At 68.8% G+C, this 17038-nt stretch carries 20 protein-coding genes and 1 tRNA gene; 8 read left to right on the top strand and 13 right to left on the bottom strand.

What is annotated here, in order from left to right; all coding sequences use genetic code 11:
- Positions 1–49: 49 nt before the first annotated feature.
- The 6 genes from ACTHK2_RS19240 (at position 50) to ACTHK2_RS19215 (ending at position 3257) form a co-directional block, all read left to right on the top strand.
- On the top strand, positions 50–502 hold the full coding sequence (locus ACTHK2_RS19240; RefSeq protein WP_440247352.1) for a hemerythrin domain-containing protein: 453 nt from the start codon (positions 50–52) through the stop codon (positions 500–502).
- Positions 499–1044 carry a low affinity iron permease family protein gene (locus ACTHK2_RS19235; RefSeq protein WP_440247351.1) on the top strand — a complete coding sequence of 182 codons (546 nt, stop codon included), beginning with the start codon at positions 499–501 and terminating at the stop codon, positions 1042–1044. Before ACTHK2_RS19240 ends, ACTHK2_RS19235 begins: the two co-directional genes overlap by 4 nt.
- A 193-nt stretch (positions 1045–1237) precedes the next feature.
- On the top strand, positions 1238–1579 hold the full coding sequence (locus tag ACTHK2_RS19230; RefSeq protein WP_440247350.1) for an ArsR/SmtB family transcription factor: 342 nt from the start codon (positions 1238–1240) through the stop codon (positions 1577–1579).
- Positions 1576–2046, top strand: a complete 471-nt coding sequence (locus tag ACTHK2_RS19225) for an ArsI/CadI family heavy metal resistance metalloenzyme (protein WP_440247349.1) — start codon at positions 1576–1578, stop codon at positions 2044–2046. Before ACTHK2_RS19230 ends, ACTHK2_RS19225 begins: the two co-directional genes overlap by 4 nt.
- 4 nt (positions 2047–2050) lie before the next feature.
- On the top strand, positions 2051–2536 hold the full coding sequence (locus ACTHK2_RS19220; RefSeq protein WP_440247348.1) for an arsenate reductase ArsC: 486 nt from the start codon (positions 2051–2053) through the stop codon (positions 2534–2536).
- A 76-nt stretch (positions 2537–2612) separates the two neighbouring features.
- Positions 2613–3257, top strand: coding sequence for an aquaporin (locus ACTHK2_RS19215; protein ID WP_440247347.1), 645 nt, complete (start codon positions 2613–2615; stop codon positions 3255–3257).
- A 16-nt stretch (positions 3258–3273) separates the two neighbouring features.
- Here ACTHK2_RS19215 and ACTHK2_RS19210 read toward each other — a convergent pair whose 3' ends face one another.
- The 10 genes from ACTHK2_RS19210 to ACTHK2_RS19165 form a co-directional block, all read right to left on the bottom strand.
- Positions 3274–3534 (bottom strand): RNA recognition motif domain-containing protein, encoded by a 261-nt coding sequence (locus ACTHK2_RS19210; protein ID WP_440247346.1) that lies wholly within the window; start codon positions 3532–3534, stop codon positions 3274–3276.
- Between the two features lie 58 nt (positions 3535–3592).
- Complete coding sequence (locus ACTHK2_RS19205; protein ID WP_440247345.1) at positions 3593–3901, bottom strand: hypothetical protein; 309 nt, start codon at positions 3899–3901, stop codon at positions 3593–3595.
- On the bottom strand, positions 3901–4170 hold the full coding sequence (locus ACTHK2_RS19200; protein ID WP_440247344.1) for a hypothetical protein: 270 nt from the start codon (positions 4168–4170) through the stop codon (positions 3901–3903). The genes ACTHK2_RS19205 and ACTHK2_RS19200 overlap by 1 nt, the downstream gene beginning before the upstream one ends.
- 9 nt (positions 4171–4179) lie before the next feature.
- Positions 4180–4476 (bottom strand): hypothetical protein, encoded by a 297-nt coding sequence (locus tag ACTHK2_RS19195; RefSeq protein WP_440247343.1) that lies wholly within the window; start codon positions 4474–4476, stop codon positions 4180–4182.
- A gap of 492 nt (positions 4477–4968) precedes the next feature.
- Positions 4969–5044 (bottom strand) — tRNA-Phe (locus ACTHK2_RS19190).
- Positions 5045–5391: 347 nt separating this feature from the next.
- Positions 5392–6492, bottom strand: a complete 1101-nt coding sequence (locus ACTHK2_RS19185) for an alpha/beta hydrolase family protein (protein WP_440247342.1) — start codon at positions 6490–6492, stop codon at positions 5392–5394.
- A 37-nt stretch (positions 6493–6529) separates the two neighbouring features.
- Complete coding sequence (locus ACTHK2_RS19180) at positions 6530–7207, bottom strand: YceH family protein (RefSeq protein ID WP_440247341.1); 678 nt, start codon at positions 7205–7207, stop codon at positions 6530–6532.
- A gap of 77 nt (positions 7208–7284) precedes the next feature.
- Positions 7285–7590: a hypothetical protein gene (locus ACTHK2_RS19175; RefSeq protein WP_440247340.1), complete on the bottom strand. Its 306-nt coding sequence runs from the start codon at positions 7588–7590 to the stop codon at positions 7285–7287.
- Complete coding sequence (locus ACTHK2_RS19170; protein ID WP_440247339.1) at positions 7587–7838, bottom strand: hypothetical protein; 252 nt, start codon at positions 7836–7838, stop codon at positions 7587–7589. The genes ACTHK2_RS19175 and ACTHK2_RS19170 overlap by 4 nt, the downstream gene beginning before the upstream one ends.
- Positions 7839–7960: 122 nt before the next feature.
- Positions 7961–8800: a hypothetical protein gene (locus ACTHK2_RS19165; protein ID WP_440247338.1), complete on the bottom strand. Its 840-nt coding sequence runs from the start codon at positions 8798–8800 to the stop codon at positions 7961–7963.
- A gap of 411 nt (positions 8801–9211) precedes the next feature.
- Here ACTHK2_RS19165 and ACTHK2_RS19160 point away from each other — a divergent pair, with 411 nt between their 5' ends.
- The gene (locus ACTHK2_RS19160; protein WP_440247337.1) at positions 9212–9598 is read left to right on the top strand and encodes a helix-turn-helix domain-containing protein; all 387 of its coding nucleotides are present in this window, start codon (positions 9212–9214) and stop codon (positions 9596–9598) included.
- Between the two features lie 123 nt (positions 9599–9721).
- Here ACTHK2_RS19160 and ACTHK2_RS19155 read toward each other — a convergent pair whose 3' ends face one another.
- The 3 genes from ACTHK2_RS19155 to ACTHK2_RS19145 all read right to left on the bottom strand — a co-directional run bounded on the left by ACTHK2_RS19155 (position 9722) and on the right by ACTHK2_RS19145 (position 16234).
- The gene (locus ACTHK2_RS19155) at positions 9722–11698 is read right to left on the bottom strand and encodes an LVIVD repeat-containing protein (protein ID WP_440247336.1); all 1977 of its coding nucleotides are present in this window, start codon (positions 11696–11698) and stop codon (positions 9722–9724) included.
- Between the two features lie 333 nt (positions 11699–12031).
- Positions 12032–14452, bottom strand: a complete 2421-nt coding sequence (locus ACTHK2_RS19150) for a winged helix-turn-helix domain-containing protein (RefSeq protein WP_440247335.1) — start codon at positions 14450–14452, stop codon at positions 12032–12034.
- Positions 14453–14500: 48 nt separating this feature from the next.
- The gene (locus ACTHK2_RS19145) at positions 14501–16234 is read right to left on the bottom strand and encodes an ArnT family glycosyltransferase (protein WP_440247334.1); all 1734 of its coding nucleotides are present in this window, start codon (positions 16232–16234) and stop codon (positions 14501–14503) included.
- A 94-nt stretch (positions 16235–16328) separates the two neighbouring features.
- Here ACTHK2_RS19145 and ACTHK2_RS19140 point away from each other — a divergent pair.
- A partial coding sequence (locus ACTHK2_RS19140) for an aromatic ring-hydroxylating oxygenase subunit alpha (protein WP_440247333.1) occupies positions 16329–17038 on the top strand: 710 nt, incomplete at its 3' end.

The raw sequence follows: 17038 nt of genomic DNA, 5'->3' as shown, positions 1-17038 counted from the left end.
GTGCGCGCACCACGAATTTCCGTCCACACGCCGCTGCCGGAGACGACCCATGGATGCGATCAAGTTGCTGAAGAACGACCACGACGAAGTCCGCGAACTGCTCGCGACGCTCGAAGCCACGACGACGCGTGCGCTCAAGAAGCGGCGTGACGTGGTTGAGAAGATCGCGATGATGCTCAAGGCCCACACGACGATCGAGGAAGAGATCTTCTATCCCGCATTCAAGGCCGCGGGCGAAAAGAGCGACGACGACAAGATGTACTTCGAGGCGCTCGAGGAACACCGCGCCGCCGGCGACCTCGTGCTGCCGGATCTGCTGGGCACCGACCCCGGCAGCGAGAAGTTCAGCGGTCGCGCCAAGGTGCTCAAGGAGCTCGTCGAGCATCACGCCGACGAGGAAGAGAAGGAAATGTTCCCGCGCGCGCGCAAGCTCTTCTCGCGCGAGGAACTCGCCGCGCTCGGCGAGCAGCTCGAAGCACGCAAGGCCGAGCTGCTGTCGTGACGACGGCTTCGCACGGTGCGCGCGCGCGCCCGCGCATACGGCTGCGCGGCCGGCATTCGGTCTTCGACCGACTCGCCGGCCGCATCACGTCCTGGGTCGGCTCGCCCGGGGCGTTCCTGCTCGCCTTCGCCGCCGTGGTCGTCTGGGCCGCGACCGGGCCCTACTACCACTTCTCGGAGACGTGGCAGATCGTCATCAACACCGGCACGACGATCGTGACCTTCCTCATGGTGTTCCTGATCCAGCAGTCGCAGAACAAGGACAGCCTCGCGATCCACATCAAGCTCAACGAGCTGCTCGCCGCGCACGAACTGGCCAGCAATCGCGTCGTCGCGGTGGAGGATCTCGACGAGCAGGAATTGCAGATCCTGCGCGCGTTCTACTGCGAACTCTCGCGCCGCGCGGCCGAAGGCGGCGGGGTCAAGGAAAGTCATTCGCTCGACGAGGCGCAGGAACTCGCCAACCGCAAGCACGGCCTGCGGCACGGTGAAGCCGCTGCGAGGCGCGGGAAACGCGAGACGCTCCTTTCCCCCCGGCAATAGTTCCGCACGCCATGACCCGCACCCGTCCTGGCTGATCGTTGTCCGGCGGGACTTGGCCAAGGCCCGCCGTGGCGCACGGTACGCATCCCGGCCTTAGGCGGACCCTACTGCCCTCATGCGTGGATGGATGTTGATCCAACAGGTTCCGGCGGTTCGCGTTGACATGATTCGATGATTCCGGAATAATCGAATTATGGATGCCGATCACGCCGTCGCCACGCTCGGAGCGCTCAGCCACGCCTCGCGCCTTGCCGCCTATCGTTGCCTCGTGCAGGCCGGGCGCCACGGTCTGTCGGTAGGCGAGCTGCGCGACCAGCTCGAACTGCCGCCCGCCACCCTCACCGCGCACCTCAACGTGCTGCGCGCGGCCGGGCTCGTCGTCGACGAGCGGCAGGGGCGCGTCATCCGCGTGCGCGCCGACTACGTGCGCATGAACGACCTGCTCGCCTACCTGACCGAAAACTGCTGCGCTGGCGATGCGTGCACGCCGGACCGCGCCTGCCAGCCGAAACCCAAGCGGAGAAGCCAGCCATGAAACGATTCCACGTGCATGTCAACGTCTCCGACCTCGACGCGAGCATCGCGTTTTACTCGCAGCTGTTCGCGGCGGCACCCGTCGTCGTCAAACCCGACTACGCCAAGTGGATGCTCGACGACCCGCGCATCAATTTCGCGATCTCGCACCGCGATCGCGTCGCCGGTGTCGATCATCTCGGCCTGCAGGCCGACACGGCCGACGAGCTCGCGCAGATCGGCGCGCGCCTCTCCGCTGCCGATGCGGTCAAGCTCGCCGAGACCGGCACGACGTGCTGCTATGCCCGCTCGGACAAGTACTGGTCCGAGGATCCGCAGGGCCTTCGCTGGGAAACGTTCCAGACGCACGGCGAGGCCACGACCTACTTCGCGCCGACCGACCACGCGGCGTGCTGCGGCCCGGTACCGGCCGCGAAGGAAGCGAAGGCGGCCTGCTGCGGCCCCGCGTCCACGTCGCGTTGCGGGTGAACGGATGCACAACACCCTCTTCATCTGCACCGGCAATTCCGCGCGCAGCATCCTCGCGGAAGCCTTGCTCGGCACGCTCGGCAGAGGACGCTTCCAGGCGTTCAGCGCCGGCAGCCAGCCTGTGGGACGCGTGCAACCGATCGCCGCCGACCTCGCGACCAGACTCGGCTATCCGGCCGATCGCTTGCGCAGCAAGAGCTGGGACGAGTTCGCCGCACCCGGCGCACCGCAGATCGATATCGTGATCACCGTGTGCGACAACGCGGCGGCCGAAACCTGCCCGATCTGGCCGGGTCATCCCGCGCAGGCGCATTGGGGCGTGCCGGACCCCGCCGCAGTCGAGGGCGATGACGATACGAAGCGCCGTGCCTACGGCAGCGTGATGGCCACGCTGCGGCGACGCGTCGAGCTGCTGCTCTCATTGCCGCTCGACAAGCTCGACCGAGTGTCCGCGCAGGCGCATTTGCGCGAAATCGGGCGCGCGACGTGACGACGATCCGCTGCGCGGTCGCACAAACCCAATCAGGCATCTGCCCCGGGCTCGCGGCCTTCACGGTCGCAGACGCGTGAGGCCGCTGCGCGAACGGCTCGCCGCGGAGTTCACCGCGACCGGCGTGCTCATCGGCGCGGTGATCGGCTCCGGCATCATGGGCGAGCAACTCGCCGACGGCAACGCGGCAGTCGCGTTGCTCGCGAATACGGGCGCTACCGTCGCGATCCTCTACGTGCTGATCGAAGTGTTCGGTCCGATCAGCGGGGCGCACATGAATCCCCTCGTGACCGCGGTGCTCGCATTTCGCGGACACCTGGAACGCCGCGCGATCGGCCCGTATGTCCTCGCACAGCTCGCCGGCGCCGCCGCGGGGGCCGGGCTCGCGAATGCGATGTTCGGCCTGCCGGTAATGCAGTGGTCGAGCCACGCGCGCAGCGGCTGGGGACTGTGGCTCGGCGAAGTCGTGGCGACCGCCGGCCTGCTCTTCGTGGTGCTGCGCGCGCCCAGGGAGAAGGTCGCGGCGCTCGTCGCCGCCTACATCGGCGCGGCGTACTGGTTCACTTCCTCCACCTCGTTCGCGAATCCCGCCGCGGCATTCGGCCGCATGTTCAGCGATTCGTTCGCGGGCATCGCGCCGCCTGGCGTACCGATGTTCATCGTTGCGGAAACGATCGGTGCCTGCATCGCGCTGTGCGCCACTCGCAGGCCGGCGGCGTGAGTGCCCGCGCGCGCCCTCAGCGACGACGCTGCCTGGCTCGCTCCTCATGCAGCGCGACGCGGATCGTTGCGCCGTCGTGGGTCGAGCCGTTCAAAGCCGCCACTGCGCCGCGTGCTTCGTGCCCTTCCATCTCGAGCTGGGCGAAGCCGCGGCACTCGCCGCTGAAAAGGTCGCGCGCCATGCGCAAGCCGAACACGCGGCCATGCTGCGAAAAAAGCGCCTGCAACGAACTGTCGGTCATCGACTTGGGCAGGCCGCGCACGTCCAATGTGATCATGGATGTCTCCTGGTGGAATGGTCGGTAAGGCGAATGGAGAACCGCCGGAGCATGAGGATCATTTCACGCGGGGCACGCTGTCGAGGCGGAAAAGCATGACGCCGCCCTTCGAGAAACGTGCCTCCAGCGTCGCCCGCAGCCGGTCTTCGACGACCGCGGGATCGAAGCGGTGCGGCGGCGCCCACAGCGAATAGCGATGGCCGGACCGCTCCTCGTCCGTGCGCGTCGGTTCGCGCGACACGGCGACGTCTCCGCAGCCGCATGCGGCGGACCACAGGTGCTTCAATGCGGTGGGCCCGATCGACAGGCCGCGCGCGAGACGGAACTGGAACTGCAGCACCCGCGCGTTCGCGAAAGCGGGTCGCATCAGTCGCTTCCGTAATTGCAGTGCTGCCACAGGCGCAACCATGCGCGGACCGGCATGTGATCGATGTCGAGGCTCTGCGGCAGCGAATCGATGACGATCTGCGCGAGTTTCTCGATCCCCTGCGGCCCGACCAACATGTGCCGATCGACCTCCTCGTCAGAAACGATCGCGAGCACCGCGCCGTTGACATGGACTTCGAGGCGATTGTCCTGCCTGAGGTAGAACGTCGCGGGGCCGGCGCGATGCTTGCTGAAGATGAGGCTGCTCATACGCCGCCCTCAGGCGCGACCACCCACCGCAAGGAAGTGTGCACCCGTGACCACGCGGAACCCGGCAAGCCCGCTCTCCGACAATTCGGTAAGCACGGCACGAGCCACGTCGGCGACGCGGGCCATGTCGTTGGAGAGATCGACGAGGACATCGATCCATGCGTAACCGTTCGGTGCGGCCGCGCGCTGCGTCATGCGATAGCCGGTCGCTTGCTTGGGCAAAAGAAGGACGAAAGAGGCGCGTGCATCGACCTCGACGGTCGCGATGACCGTCCAGCGCCAGCTCGACGCGATCGGTAGAGACATGTTCGGCAGCCTTGCGGCCGCATGATCAGAGCGGCAGGGAGTACGACCACCGGCAGCACGCGGACCGAGATGCGAAGCAGCCCGTGATCGGGACGCTGCTACGCCGCGCGCCAAGGCAGATGGATGGGCCACCTCACCGTACGCGCTCGGGGCGAAGTTGTCGAGCGGAAAAACTTTCCGCCTCGGCGCGGGCGTGGCGAGTGTCGAGCGCCGGCCGCATTGGTAAAGCGGCGCAGGCCGCGATGCTCGTGGGCTTATTTCACGGATGCAATCAAGCAGAAAGCGAACGCCGTCATTCCGGCGAATGCCGGAATCGAGCTGTTTGCTTCGAGGCCGAAGACGTTGGGGACCGGACGCAACTCCGCGGTCCCACTCGCACCTGCATCAGCGAGCTGGTCCGCAAAGGTGAGCCGACGCGTCGGATCAAGGCCACACAAGACGGCCGCAGCCGAAGTTTCGGCAGAAGGCAGTTGAAGCCCGTCATTGATGCAATGGTGGCCGGGGACGGAATCGAACCGCCGACACGGGGATTTTCAATCCCCTGCTCTACCAACTGAGCTACCCGGCCAGGATGTCTTGCTTGCGTGCGGTCCGAACGGACTGCAGCGGGGCCGCGTATTAAAGCCGCAGGCGGGGGCGGCGTCAAGGGTGGTGTGGCGATAGCGCGCGGTGGAGGGACGGTCATGCACCGTCGGGACGTCTGCGGCGGTTGCACCCACCTGCAGAGCCGGGCATCGCGGCTGAAGCCGCTCCCACGGAAGCGACGCTGGCACGCGAAAGGAATTTCCCGTTCGCGCTGGGCGCAGGGGCGGTGCGTCGTCCGGCGAAGACCATTGCTCCGACAACCCAGCTGGTGGGAGCGATCATTCGTTGGGCCGATCGTTCGGAATGCCCTGCGGACGCAGGAGCGGACGATCAGGGCTGCGCGCCCGACGGCGGCCGCTTTCCGCTGCGCGACCATTCGACCAGGCTGTCGAATGCCTTGCCGATCTCGGCCGGCGTGAATACGCAGTGGCCTTCGCGTTTCACGTACTGCTGCACGAAGTTTCGCGCGTGGCCGGCGCGCTGCACGACGAGCGCGTACTCGAACGCGCTCGATGCGATCACCAGCGGGTCGCGCGTGTCGTGCAGCGCGAGCAGGGGCTTGGCCAGCTTGCCGGTGGGCGTGTACCAACGCGCCATGTAGGCCGCGGCCTCCGGATCGGCGTGGTAGCGCTTGACGCCGTCGTTGAGCGCGTCGTCGTCGGCCGAGCCGGTGTAGACGAGGTCCGCATTGCCGAACGGGTTGCCGTGCGTGCGCTGCTGCATTTCCTTCACGTCGTAGGTGATCGCGGCGATCACGCCCGGCAGATTGTCGATGTCGCCGGCGCCGTAGATCGCGCGCAGCGACGCGGCCGCGTTCGGGTCCGCGCGCATCGCGGCGACCACGCGCGCGACGATCGCGTCGTCGGCCCGGTAATCGTCGGCGACCGGCACGAGCGGGCCGAATATGCCCGGGAAGTACCAGTCGAACGCGGCGCGGACCGCAAAGTCCCGCTGCATCATGCGATCGGACGGTTCGATCGCGCCGCACAGCGAAAGACCGCCATCGTATGCATCCGGATGCGTCTCGAGCGCATGCACGGTGAGCGTGCCGCCCATCGACATGCCCATCGCGAACGTCCGGCCGGGCGCGCCATGCTTGCCGACGAACCATGCGCGCAGGCGCTCGCTGTCCGCACTGCCCTGCTCGATCGCCCAGCCGGGGCGCGTATAGCCGGACTGGATCACCGCGTAGCCTTCATGCAGCATCGGCTCGAACATCGGCGAGAGACGTTCGTCCTCGCCGAACTCGATGGACGCGTCCGAATAGCCGTGGAAGAACACGACGAGGCCGCCGCCCCGCGTCCAGCCTGCGGGCATGTCGACGCGGTAGGAGGCGCCTTCGAGCCAGCCGGTTTGGGTGACCGTGGGAGCGGCGGGAGCATTGCCGGCCGCGACCAGCAAACCCAGGGCGACGATCTGCAGGCGGCGCATGGATTCGACCTCCGCGGCTACGGGCGAACGGCGGTGCTCAGGCGTCGCCGATGCGCTGGCACAATGCGTCGAAGGCTTCGCGCAGCGCGGCCAGTTCCGTTTCGAGGCGTTCGACGCGCTCGGCCAGGTCCGCTCGCGCGGTGGACGGCGACGGCGACGACGACGCGGCCGCGGCGAGCGCATCGACGTCGACCGCGCCACCGAGCAGGTGCATGTAGCGGTCCTCGCGCTGCCCGTGTGCACGCGGCACGCGCACGACCAGCGCGGGTTCGCGCTGGATCAGGCGGTCGACCGTGTCGCGCACGTCGTCCAGGCTCGGGAATTCGGCGAGGCGGTCGGTGCGCGTGTGCAGTTCGGCGAGCGTCTGCGGGCCGCGCAGCAGCATCACGCAGAGTACGGCGCGCTGGCGCGCGGTCGTTCCCCAATGGACATCGAAGCGATGTTCGTAGCGGAGCGCGCGCTGCGACGAGGGCGCCACCTTGACCAGTCCCTTGCCCTCGAGCGCGCGCAGCGCGTGCGCGACGGTGCCGGGCTCCAGCTGCATGACCGGCTCGCGGCTGGTCTTCTGGTTGCAGGCGACGAGGATCGCATTCTCCGTGAGCGGATAGGCCTCCGGAGTCGTCGCCGCCTTTTCGACGAGGCAACCGATGATGCGCGCCTCGATCGGATCGAGTTCGATGGTCGGGCGCCCGTGCGGCGCGGTGTTGTCTTCCACTTGGCGGCTCGGCGGTCGGTTGCTGCCTTCGAGTCTAGCAGGATGGCGCCGCGCCCCCGCTCCGCCTCGTGGCCGCTTCAGTCTTCGTCGAGGCGCAGCAACGCCACGTCCTCGTACCCGATGCGCACCCAGGCGCCGTCATCCGACGGCGTGTCGGCATCGAGCCGGTCGCCGGCGTCGCCATCGAGCATGTCGCCGACCAGCATGCACACGGCTTCGAGGTCTTCCGGCATGTAACGCATCGCACGGTGCTCGTCGTTGTCGTACCACGAGCAGATCCACTCGTCCGGCGTGCCGCCGAGCGTCATCACGTGCATGCTGCCGATCGGCCGGACCGCCATGCCGGGAACGAACTCGCCCTTGTGCATGATCGCCGCGCTCATGCCCGTCGCGTGCCGCGCGTCGCGGTGAAACGCTCAAGCGCGAGCTGCAGCTCCTCGGCCTTGTCGCGGATCATGCGCAGCTTGGTGCGGGTTTCGAGGATCTTCGCGACGAGCTCGGCACGCAATTGCAGCTGCGCGTCGGTCATCGGCTCGCCGAGTGAACAGAGCTGGGCCGAATCGTCGCAGCCGCGCTCGAGGGCGTCGAGCGGAACGTGCGAATCGTGGGCGCAGGGATTCTTCGGGAACATGGAAATGCTCCTGGTGCTGTTCCGGGGAAAGTCGAGGTACGGGTAGTCCCTGGCCGGATCCGATCCCTGGATCCGGCCGGTGGACGAGCGAAACCGGGCCGATGCGCGAAGCCCGCCTGCGCTCAGGGGCAAGCCATGCCGACTTCGGAATGCGCGACGATCACGTCACCAGTGACGAGGCCGGCCACGTTCAAGCCGAGGTGGATGCCATTGGTGGCGAGGGTGAGCGAGTGCACGCCGTCACCCGTGCGCGTCTGCTCGTTGAGGACGAGCGTCACGCCGGCGATGCCGAGTGCGGACAGATCGATCGAGGTGTTCGGCGGCGGATTCGTCGGCAGGCCCGGCACCGGAATGCCGAGGATCGTGACCGAGGGATCGATGAGGTCGACTCCGCCCGGCGGGAGCCCGCCGAGGCCGCCGCCGAGACCGCCGCCGGGGTCGCCGCCACCGTTGAGGTTGCCTTGGTCGAAGCCGTAGCCGAACACGAAGTCGCCGAGCAGCGACCGCGGAGCATTGGACGCCGCGGCGGGGCAATAGCCGGACATGGTCGTGGTCGAGCGGATCACGCCGGAACCGAGGCTGAGCACGTCGAGGAGGGCGGTCGCGACGCTGAGGTCGAGGTCGGCGACAGTCGACTGCGCGGCGATCGCCGAAACGGCATTGCCAACGTACTCGGTTTCTGCGATCAATTCACCCGAGTTCAGCGACATGAGGTTCAGCGGATCGCTGATCGAAATCGACGGCAGCTGGTCGGAATCGGCGGCGCTGTCGACCACGTCGACCAGGCTGGCACTGGTCTGCGAGGCGACGTCCAGCGAGGTGAGGCCGATGAGGTTGATATGGATCGAAAAATCATGCGCTTCCGCGTTGCCGACCGGGTTCGCCGCGTAGGCGGCGGCGGGGCCGAGGAACAGCGCGGCGGCCAGGGCCGCCTTGCGAACGTTTGCCAGATGCACAGTCATCGCATTTCTCCCGTAGCTACGACATCCGAAACGGTGCGGCGCACCGTCTTCCTTGCGATCGCGGATCGCGTCCTGGTCGCCGCGGGGGCGGCGTCCATCGGTTCGTGGGGTATTCCCGGCCATTCAGAGGGTGGCGGGGATCCCGTTGCAATGCTTGCGGTCCTGGGTTCGTGCGAGCGACCTCGGTGACGCGGGCCCTGCGTGTATAGGTATAAACTTGAACGCGTTGGGCAATCTTTCTTCGGATCGTCGAGGTGTCACAAGGTGGAAATTCCCTCGCTGCAATACAGTTTTGCTGGGCTTCGTGGTGGAAGCGCCGAATATCCCCTCGCATTTTTCGCCTGCAGGAAGGCCGCCTGAGGAAATACGCTCAAAATCACTAAACAAGCAGCATCGCTGAGGGACGCCGAAGTGAAGGAACGCGACATACGGGAGCACGCGTTTACGGGACCGCGCCCGAATCGGATCAGGCATGCCCGTCGCCTGGCACGACTCACGCAAGCCAAGCTCGCCGAGACGATCGGCGTCGGCGCGAGCGCGGTGGCGCAATGGGAGTTGCCGAGTGGCACCTCGCCGACGGCCGAGCATCTGGAGCGTATCGCCACCGTCTGTGGCGTGTCGTTCGAATGGCTCGCCACGGGCCGGGGAGCGGCCGTGCAAGGGGTGGCAGAGCCGCCGGCGATCGAAATCGGGGAGCTCGCCGCGGACGAATTCGAGGATCGGCTGCTGGTCGCGTTCCGGCGCATCTCGCGGCGCAAGCGCGAAGCATTCGTGCGCTGGATGGAGGAGTTCTTCTGAGGCCTTGCGGGCGCGCGCGGATCGCGTCGCAGCAGCGGCGTATCCGGCGCGCCGTGATCCGCCCTGCACTGCAGGTTCAGCGGATCCGGCGCTGCGTGCCGGATCCGCACTGGCGAGGAATCGCTAGCCGTCGAAACCGTCGGCGAAGATCGCATCGCCCACCGGCGGCGCGTACACGAAGACGCCGCCGATCGACGTGAAGGCGAACACCCTGCCGTCGGGCGCACGTTCGACCTTGCGCACGGTATAGCCGGTGTCGTGGCGCGCACTCCAGGTCGGTGCGGCCGGGTTGCTCACGTCGACTTCGTCGAGGCCGAATTCATTGCCGACGTACGCCGTGTCGCCGACCACGACGACCGAATGTGCGTCGTTGTAATCGGTGAGGTTCGGCGGCAGGCCCGGCAGCGCCAGGCTGCCGAGCAGCAGCGGCTGCGCCTTGTTGCTCGTGTCGATCACCTGCAGCGCGTTGGCGAAGGTGGTGTCGGAACTGCACGCGACGTACGCGGTGTTGCCGTCCTCGCTGACGAAGATGCCGTTCGCGAAGGGGCAGCTCTGTTCCTGGCCGACCACGGCCGGCGCGGTCGGGTTGGAGACGTCGACGATGCGCAGGCCGCCGTCACCGAAGTTGGCGCCGTCGACGAGGAACGCGTAGTTGCCGCGCACGGTGAGGTCGTAGGTCTGGCTGGAGAGGATCGCACCCAGTTCCTGCGGCGACGCGGGATTGCTGACGTCGAGCACCTTGAAGATGCCGCCATTGGTCGTGCTCGCGACGTACACGCGGTCTCCGTGCGCTTCGATCGCGCTGGCGAATGGGAACTCGAAGCGACCCAGTTCGACCGGCGCCGCCGGATCGGCGACGTCGGCGATCAGCACGCCGTAGCCCCACGCGGCGAGATAGGCGCGACCGCCGTCGACCGAGATGTCCTCCATGTCGCGTGCGGCGAGGTACGGCGGCAGGTCGGCGTCGTAGCGGCCGAGCGGGGCCAGCGTGGCCCCATCGGCGACGCCGAGTCCGTAACCTTCCTCGGCGAAGTAAGCGTGCGCGCCGTCGAAAGCGGCCGCGTGCACTGAGACGCCGACCGGCACGCTGAACTGCGCCGCGAGCGTCGGTTGCAGCGGATCGGCGGTGCCGAGCAGCACGGCGCGATCGGTGTGGGTGAGCACGAGCGGGCCGAACGGCGTCACCGCGGCCTGGTCCGGCGCGAACGTCGGCGCGGGCACCGTGCGGATCAGCGAGGGCGCCGTCGGCGTGCCGAAATCCCACACCTGGATACCGCTGTCGCCGACGAGGTAGAGCACGTCGCCGAGCCGGATCGCACCGGTCGCCTGATCGATCGCCGTCGCATACACCTGGGTGATGTTGGCGCCGTCATGGGTGTCGTAGACGAGCAGGTCGTTGCCGACGCCGATCGCATAGCCGTCGGTGAGCACGGCGCGCAGCACCGAACCGCCGTCCAGCATCGCGTTGCCTTCGACCGTCGGCGAGGTCGGATCGGATACGTCGACCGCGTAGACGAGGCGATCGCCGAGGAAGCTGCTGCCGCTCGTGAGCAGTTGCGTGCCGTTGATCGCCATCGCGTCGAACGCATAGATGTCCGACGTCTGGCCGATCACGCTCGGCGTGGTCGGGTTGCTCGTGTCGAGCACGAAGAGGCCGTTCTGCGCGTCGCCCAGGTAGATGTGGTTGCCAGACGCGACGATCCCGACCGGGCCGAAGAATTCCGAATCGACATAGTCGTCGTACTCGGCGACGCCGAGCGGATGCGCGGGATCGGCGAGCGAATAGATCGTGATGCCCGCGCTGATCCCCATCGAGCTCCAAGCCGCATAGAGGTAGTCGCCGACGACCGCGAGGCTGCTGATCGGTCCGGGCGCGGGGCTCGCGCCGGTGCGACCGGCATACACGGGGTGGGTCGGGTCGCTCATGTCCCAGGCGTTCACGGTCGCACCGGTGCCGACGTACAGGTACTGGCCATGGACGGCCGGCGTCGACAGCGCGCCGCCACCCGCATCGACCGGGTGCAGCGTCTGCGCAGCAGCCGTTCCGGCCACGATCGACACGCCGAAGCACAACGAAACCACGGTGCGCAACCACTTCATTCGGTATTCCTCGACAGGGTGAAGGGTGGACGCGCCGACGCCGACGAGCGTTGCGCGCGGCCCCGACGCCGGGGCGACGGGAGACCCGGCGATCCTCGCCCGACGCCCGCACCGGCACATGTCGCATCGATGCAGCAATGATGCGCGATCGATGTACTGCGTGTCGCGATCGATGCAAACACCGTGAAAACAAGGCGTTGCATTCAAGGCGCTCGAAGACGCCCGGTCCACGACGAGGGCGCTTCGTTCGCCGGAGCACAGCGGTCGCAGACGCGGCGCGGCTCCTGCTCGAGCCGGGCACACGCGTTTGCATGCGTCGCGCACGCGACTGGTTCAGCGCGAACGGTTCGCGGCGAGGCCGGCATAGCCGGCGAGCAGGCGTGCCTCGTTGTCGGCCGCCACGCGCGCGGCGTCATCCTGGCCGAGCGCACGGAACAGGCGAGCCTGCGCGCCGGCCGCGCGTACATCGCGATCGGCCCAGACGGCGATGCGTCCGCTGACCACGCGCGCGGCATCGAGCTGGCTTGCATCGACGAGCGCGGAAAGGTACGGAGCGCCGACCGCGACCAGGTCCTCCGGCACGCCGAGGGCCTCCGCCGACTGCATCGCCTGCGCGAAGCGCTCGAGCGCGGTTTCGCGGCGGTGTTCGGCCCAGGCTTGCCCCGCCGCCGCGAGCGCCGCCTGCAGCCGGCGCCAGTCGTCGCCGCCCGCATCGGCCTGCAATGCCTCGGTGGTCGCCGCCGCTGCAGCGAGGTCGCCGCGCTCGCGCTGCACGCGCGCATGCAACACGAGCGCGCGCGTCCAGTCAGCGGGGGCGGCGGCGCGCAGCGCCGGCACGCGCGCCCGTTCGAGCCGTGAATCCGCCAGGGCGGTATCGCCGCCGCGATCGGCGATCACCGCGGCGAGCAGCGCCGCTTGCGCACGGGTCACTGCGTCGCGCTGGGCGTCGGCGTCCCGGTCGATCTGCGCGAGCAGTGCCTGCGCCTCGGCGACGCGCCCGACACCGACCAGCGCGAGCGCGCGCACGCGCGTGAGTTCCCAACGCATACGCCGATTGTTCGTGTTCGCCTCGGGCGGCCACGCGCGCTCGCTCGTCGCGAAGGCGGCATCGACGTCGAGTAGTTCGCTCTCGGCGAGCACCTGCTGTGCGAGCGCGTACGCGAGGCCTTCCCTCGCGCCGAGGCGTTCGAACTGGCGCACGGCGCTCTCGAGCACGCCGAGCGCTTCGGCCGGCCGGTGTCGCATGCGCTGGAACTCGCCGAGGTTGACGTCGACGCTGGCGACACCGAGGCCGTCGCCGACGGTGGCGAGGTCCGTGCGTGCCTGCGACAGCTGTGCGGTCGCCTCGGCGTAGCGTCCCTGCTTCGCGAGCAACGCGCCACGGCCGAGGCGCGCGACGCCGAGTACTTCGTGATCGCCCGCGCCTGTGCGCAGTGCGATCGCGTCGTCGTAGAGGTCGGTCGCGAGTTCGGTGTGGTTGCGCCGCACCTGCGCCGCGGCGAGCGTGAGCATCGCGCGCGCACGCAGGGCATCGTCGCGCCCCGGCGGCAGGCGATCGACGAGTGCATGCATGCGCGTCTCGGCGGCATCGTAGTCGCCGCTGCGCAGTTCGATCTGCGCCATCCGATGCTCGACGCGCGGCGACGCCTTGAGCGCCGGCGACGCCGCCTCGAGCAATACGCGCGCCTGGTCGAGCTGGTCGGCGAGCATCGCCGCACCGCTGCGTTGCAGGAGTTCCTCGAGTTCAGGCGAGGCATCGCCCGGCGATGCCGCACGTGGCTGCTTGCCGAGCTTGCGCAGCAACGCGTCGGCCGCGTCGCGTGCGGCCACGATCGCATCGCCGGCTTCGGCCTCGGCGTCCAGCGAACGCTGCGTGCCGAACGCCTCTAGGCGCACGCGCCAGCGCCCGTCGACGAATCCGACGTGCGGCAGCACGCGCATCGCGGCGGCCTGCGCGAGCGCGGGATCGTGCAGCAGGTCGGCCGTGTCGGCGCCGCCCCGCTGGCGCAGCAGGCTCACCACGCTCTCGCTCGGCGCGGTCGGCAAGGTGCCGGCCCGCAGGCGGTTGGCGACGAGGTCCATGAGCCCCAGGCGCAGCCAGCGCCATTCCTCCGGCGCGTCGACATCGGCCGGCAGCACGAGCGCGGCCACGGCGATCGCTGCATCGCCGTCCGCAGCGGCGACCGCCGGCACGACCGGCTTCGACGAAGGTACGAGCACGACGCGCGTGGCGCGTTGCCATGCGGCGTAGCCGAGCATGCCGAGCACGACCGCGGCGAATGCGATCGCCACGATCACGCGTCGCGATCGCGCCGGCGATGAAGCGCGCGGTTGCGCATCGTCGATCGCGTCGACGGGCTGTGCGGGCGCATCGACCGCCGCATCCTCGAACGACGGCTCGATCGCGGGTTCGGGCATGGCCGGCGCCGGCTCGCCCGGCACGACCTCGAGCGGCAACGCCCAGCGATAGCCGAAACGCGGCACCGTGCGGATCGTGCGTTGTTCGTTGCCGGTGTCGCCGAGGCTGCGGCGGATGCGCACGATCGTGTGGCCGAGCAGCGCATCGCTGATCTCCACCCTGCCCCATACCGCGGCGATGAGTTCGTCGCGACCGACCGCGCGTTCGCGATGTTCGATGAGGTACGCAAGGCAATCGAAGGCGCGAGCGGGCAACGGCAGCAGGCGTCCGTCCCTGCGCAGTTCGCGCGTGGCCGGGTTCAATTCGAAGTCATCGAAGCGATACATCGTCGTCATCGAAAACCGTCGCCTTCGCGCCAAGCACCATGCATGCGCGGATGCGCATCATGGATCCGCGTCGTCGGCGTCGTCCGCCGACGCCGGTGGCGAAGGCATGCAGCCGGGGACGATCGCCTGCTCGTCGAGCAGGAACCATTCACGGCGGTTCGCCTGGCCGACGCGCCGCGCCTTCGCGCGATCGACGCAGGCACCTGCGGCGTCCATCGCCTGGTCGAGGATGAAGATCCGCCGCTGTGCGGGCGCTTCGGCGAGCCAGCGTGCCGCTTCGACGAACTGGCGGTCGCGCGGCGCGCGGAAGCCGAAATCGCGCACCGGGCCCACCGCCATCAGCAAGTTCTGTTCCTTCCACGCGACCAGGCCGATTTCGACGTCGGCGCCGGCCATTTCGCGCGCGCGGCGCATCACGCCCGCGGCCGAACTCGAATCGTTGAGCAGCGGGTACGCGCATGCGCCCCATGCGATCCAGAGGCCGGCGATACCCGCGAGCAGCGCGTGCACGCCGCGCCGTGCGCGCAGCCGCGCGCAGGCAAGCAGGAACACCGCGCCGATCGCGACGAACATGCCCCAGACGGCGTGGCCGAGGTCCTCGAGTTCGCGTCGCCGCAGGAAATCCCCCGCCGCCGGCGAATGTCCGAGCAGGGCCCAGGCACCGGCGCCGACCAAGGCCAGGCCGGCGACAAGGGCGAAGACGAACGCGGTCACGCGCAGCCAGCGCGAGGCGACGATCGATTCGAGGTGCGGTGCGAGCGCGAGCGCGACCATCGGCAGCACCGGCATCACGTACACCTCTCGCTTGCCGGTCGGGATGCTGAAGAACAGCACGATCAGCAGCGCCCAGCCGAGTGGCAGCAGCACGCGCGCGTCGCGCGCGCGCAGGTCGGCCACCCAGCGCGGCGCGGCACCGATGTAGGCGAGCGACAACGGCAGCCATTGCAACGTCACCACGGGCAGGTAGTACCAGAACGGTTGCGGATGCGACCACGAGCCGGCATAGCGGCCCGCCGTCTGGTGGAAGAACAGGTCATTGACGTACGCGGCGTACTCGGGCGTCGCACTCGATCGGGCGACGAGCAGCACGCTGCCTCCCCAGGCGAGGATCGGCGCGAGGAATGCGAGCACGCCACCGCACCAGCGCAGGCCCGCGCCGGACGTGCGCACGACGCCATCCCAGCCGCGCCATCGCGCGAACAGGTACGGCGCGAACATCAGGAGGGCGAGCACGCCGACGCCCTTGGTGATCACGCCGAGGCCCGCCGCGAAGCAGCCCAGCCAGTACGCTCGCCAGTTCGGGCCACGCAGGAAGTGCAGCAGCAATCCCCAGTTCGCGAGCGTGATCCAGCCCATCACGAGCGGATCGATCTGTGCGCGCTTGACCTGGAAGGTGAACTGGAACGCGAACAGCACGCCGATCGCGGCGTACAGGCCCGCGCGCGGATTCCACAGGCGCCGGCCGAGATCCCAGACGAGGCCGAGCGTGAGCAGGCCCGCGAGCAGCGATGGCAGCAGGAAGGCCACGCGCCAGCTGCGCAGCAGCTCGTAGGCCGATGCCTGCAGCCAGAACAGCATCGGCGGCTTGTCCGAATACAGTTCGCGGCCGCGATGCGGGAACAGCCAGTCGCCCGACTCGACCATCTGCCTCGCGACGAGCGCGAAGCGCGGCTCGTCGGCCGGCCATGGGTCGCGCAGGCCGATGCCGGCACCGAGCACGACGAGCGCGAACAGCATGAACAGCCAGAATTCGCGGCGCTCGCGCGCCGTCAGCGGAATCGACGGGGTCATGCGGGCTATCGTATCAGTTCGGCTGTCGCGGACCGGGCGTTGCGCGCGCGGCCTGCGTGCCCGGATACTGGCCTCGAGGCAACGGAAGCGCACGATGGCCACCGGTTCCACGCATCCCGAATTCGCCGCGCAACCGCTCGCCACCGCGTCGGCGCTAGCGGCCCACCACTACGTCGGCGCCGCCGCGCAAGCGCTCGACCGCCGCGCGGTATTCGCCCGCAGCTGGCAGCTGGCCGCGCATGCGGCGCACTTGTCCGGCATCGGTGACCACGTCGTCACCGAAGTGGCCGGCGTTCCGCTCGTGATCGTGCGCAGCGAAGACGGCGAGCTGCGCGCGCTGCACCATGTCTGCCGCCATCGCGCCGGTCCGCTCGCGCTGTGCGACGGCCGCGGCGCGAAGCGGCTGCGCTGCCACTACCACGGCTGGACCTACGCGCTGGACGGCCGCCTGCAGAGCGCGCCCGAGATGGAGGCCGCGCGCCACTTCGACATCGGCGCGGTGCACCTGCCGCAAGCGCGCATCGCGCAGTGGCAGGGCCTCGTGTTCGTCGCGCTCGGCGAGGTTCCACCGCTCGGCGCGCTGCTCGACGGCATCGACGAGCGCGTCGGCGCGCGCGCACTCGAGGGCTACGCATTCCAGCGCCGCGTCGCCTACGAGATCGGCTGCGACTGGAAGGTGTACGTCGACAACTACCTCGAGGGCTACCACGTCCCGCACATCCACCCGGAACTCAACCGCATGCTCGACTACCGCAGCTACGTGACCGAGATCGCGCTGTGGCATTCGCTGCAATGGAGCCCGCT

Source organism: Dokdonella sp. (assembly GCF_051958935.1).
Classification (GTDB): domain Bacteria; phylum Pseudomonadota; class Gammaproteobacteria; order Xanthomonadales; family Rhodanobacteraceae; genus Dokdonella_A.
This window is presented reverse-complemented; position numbering and strand designations above follow the sequence as displayed.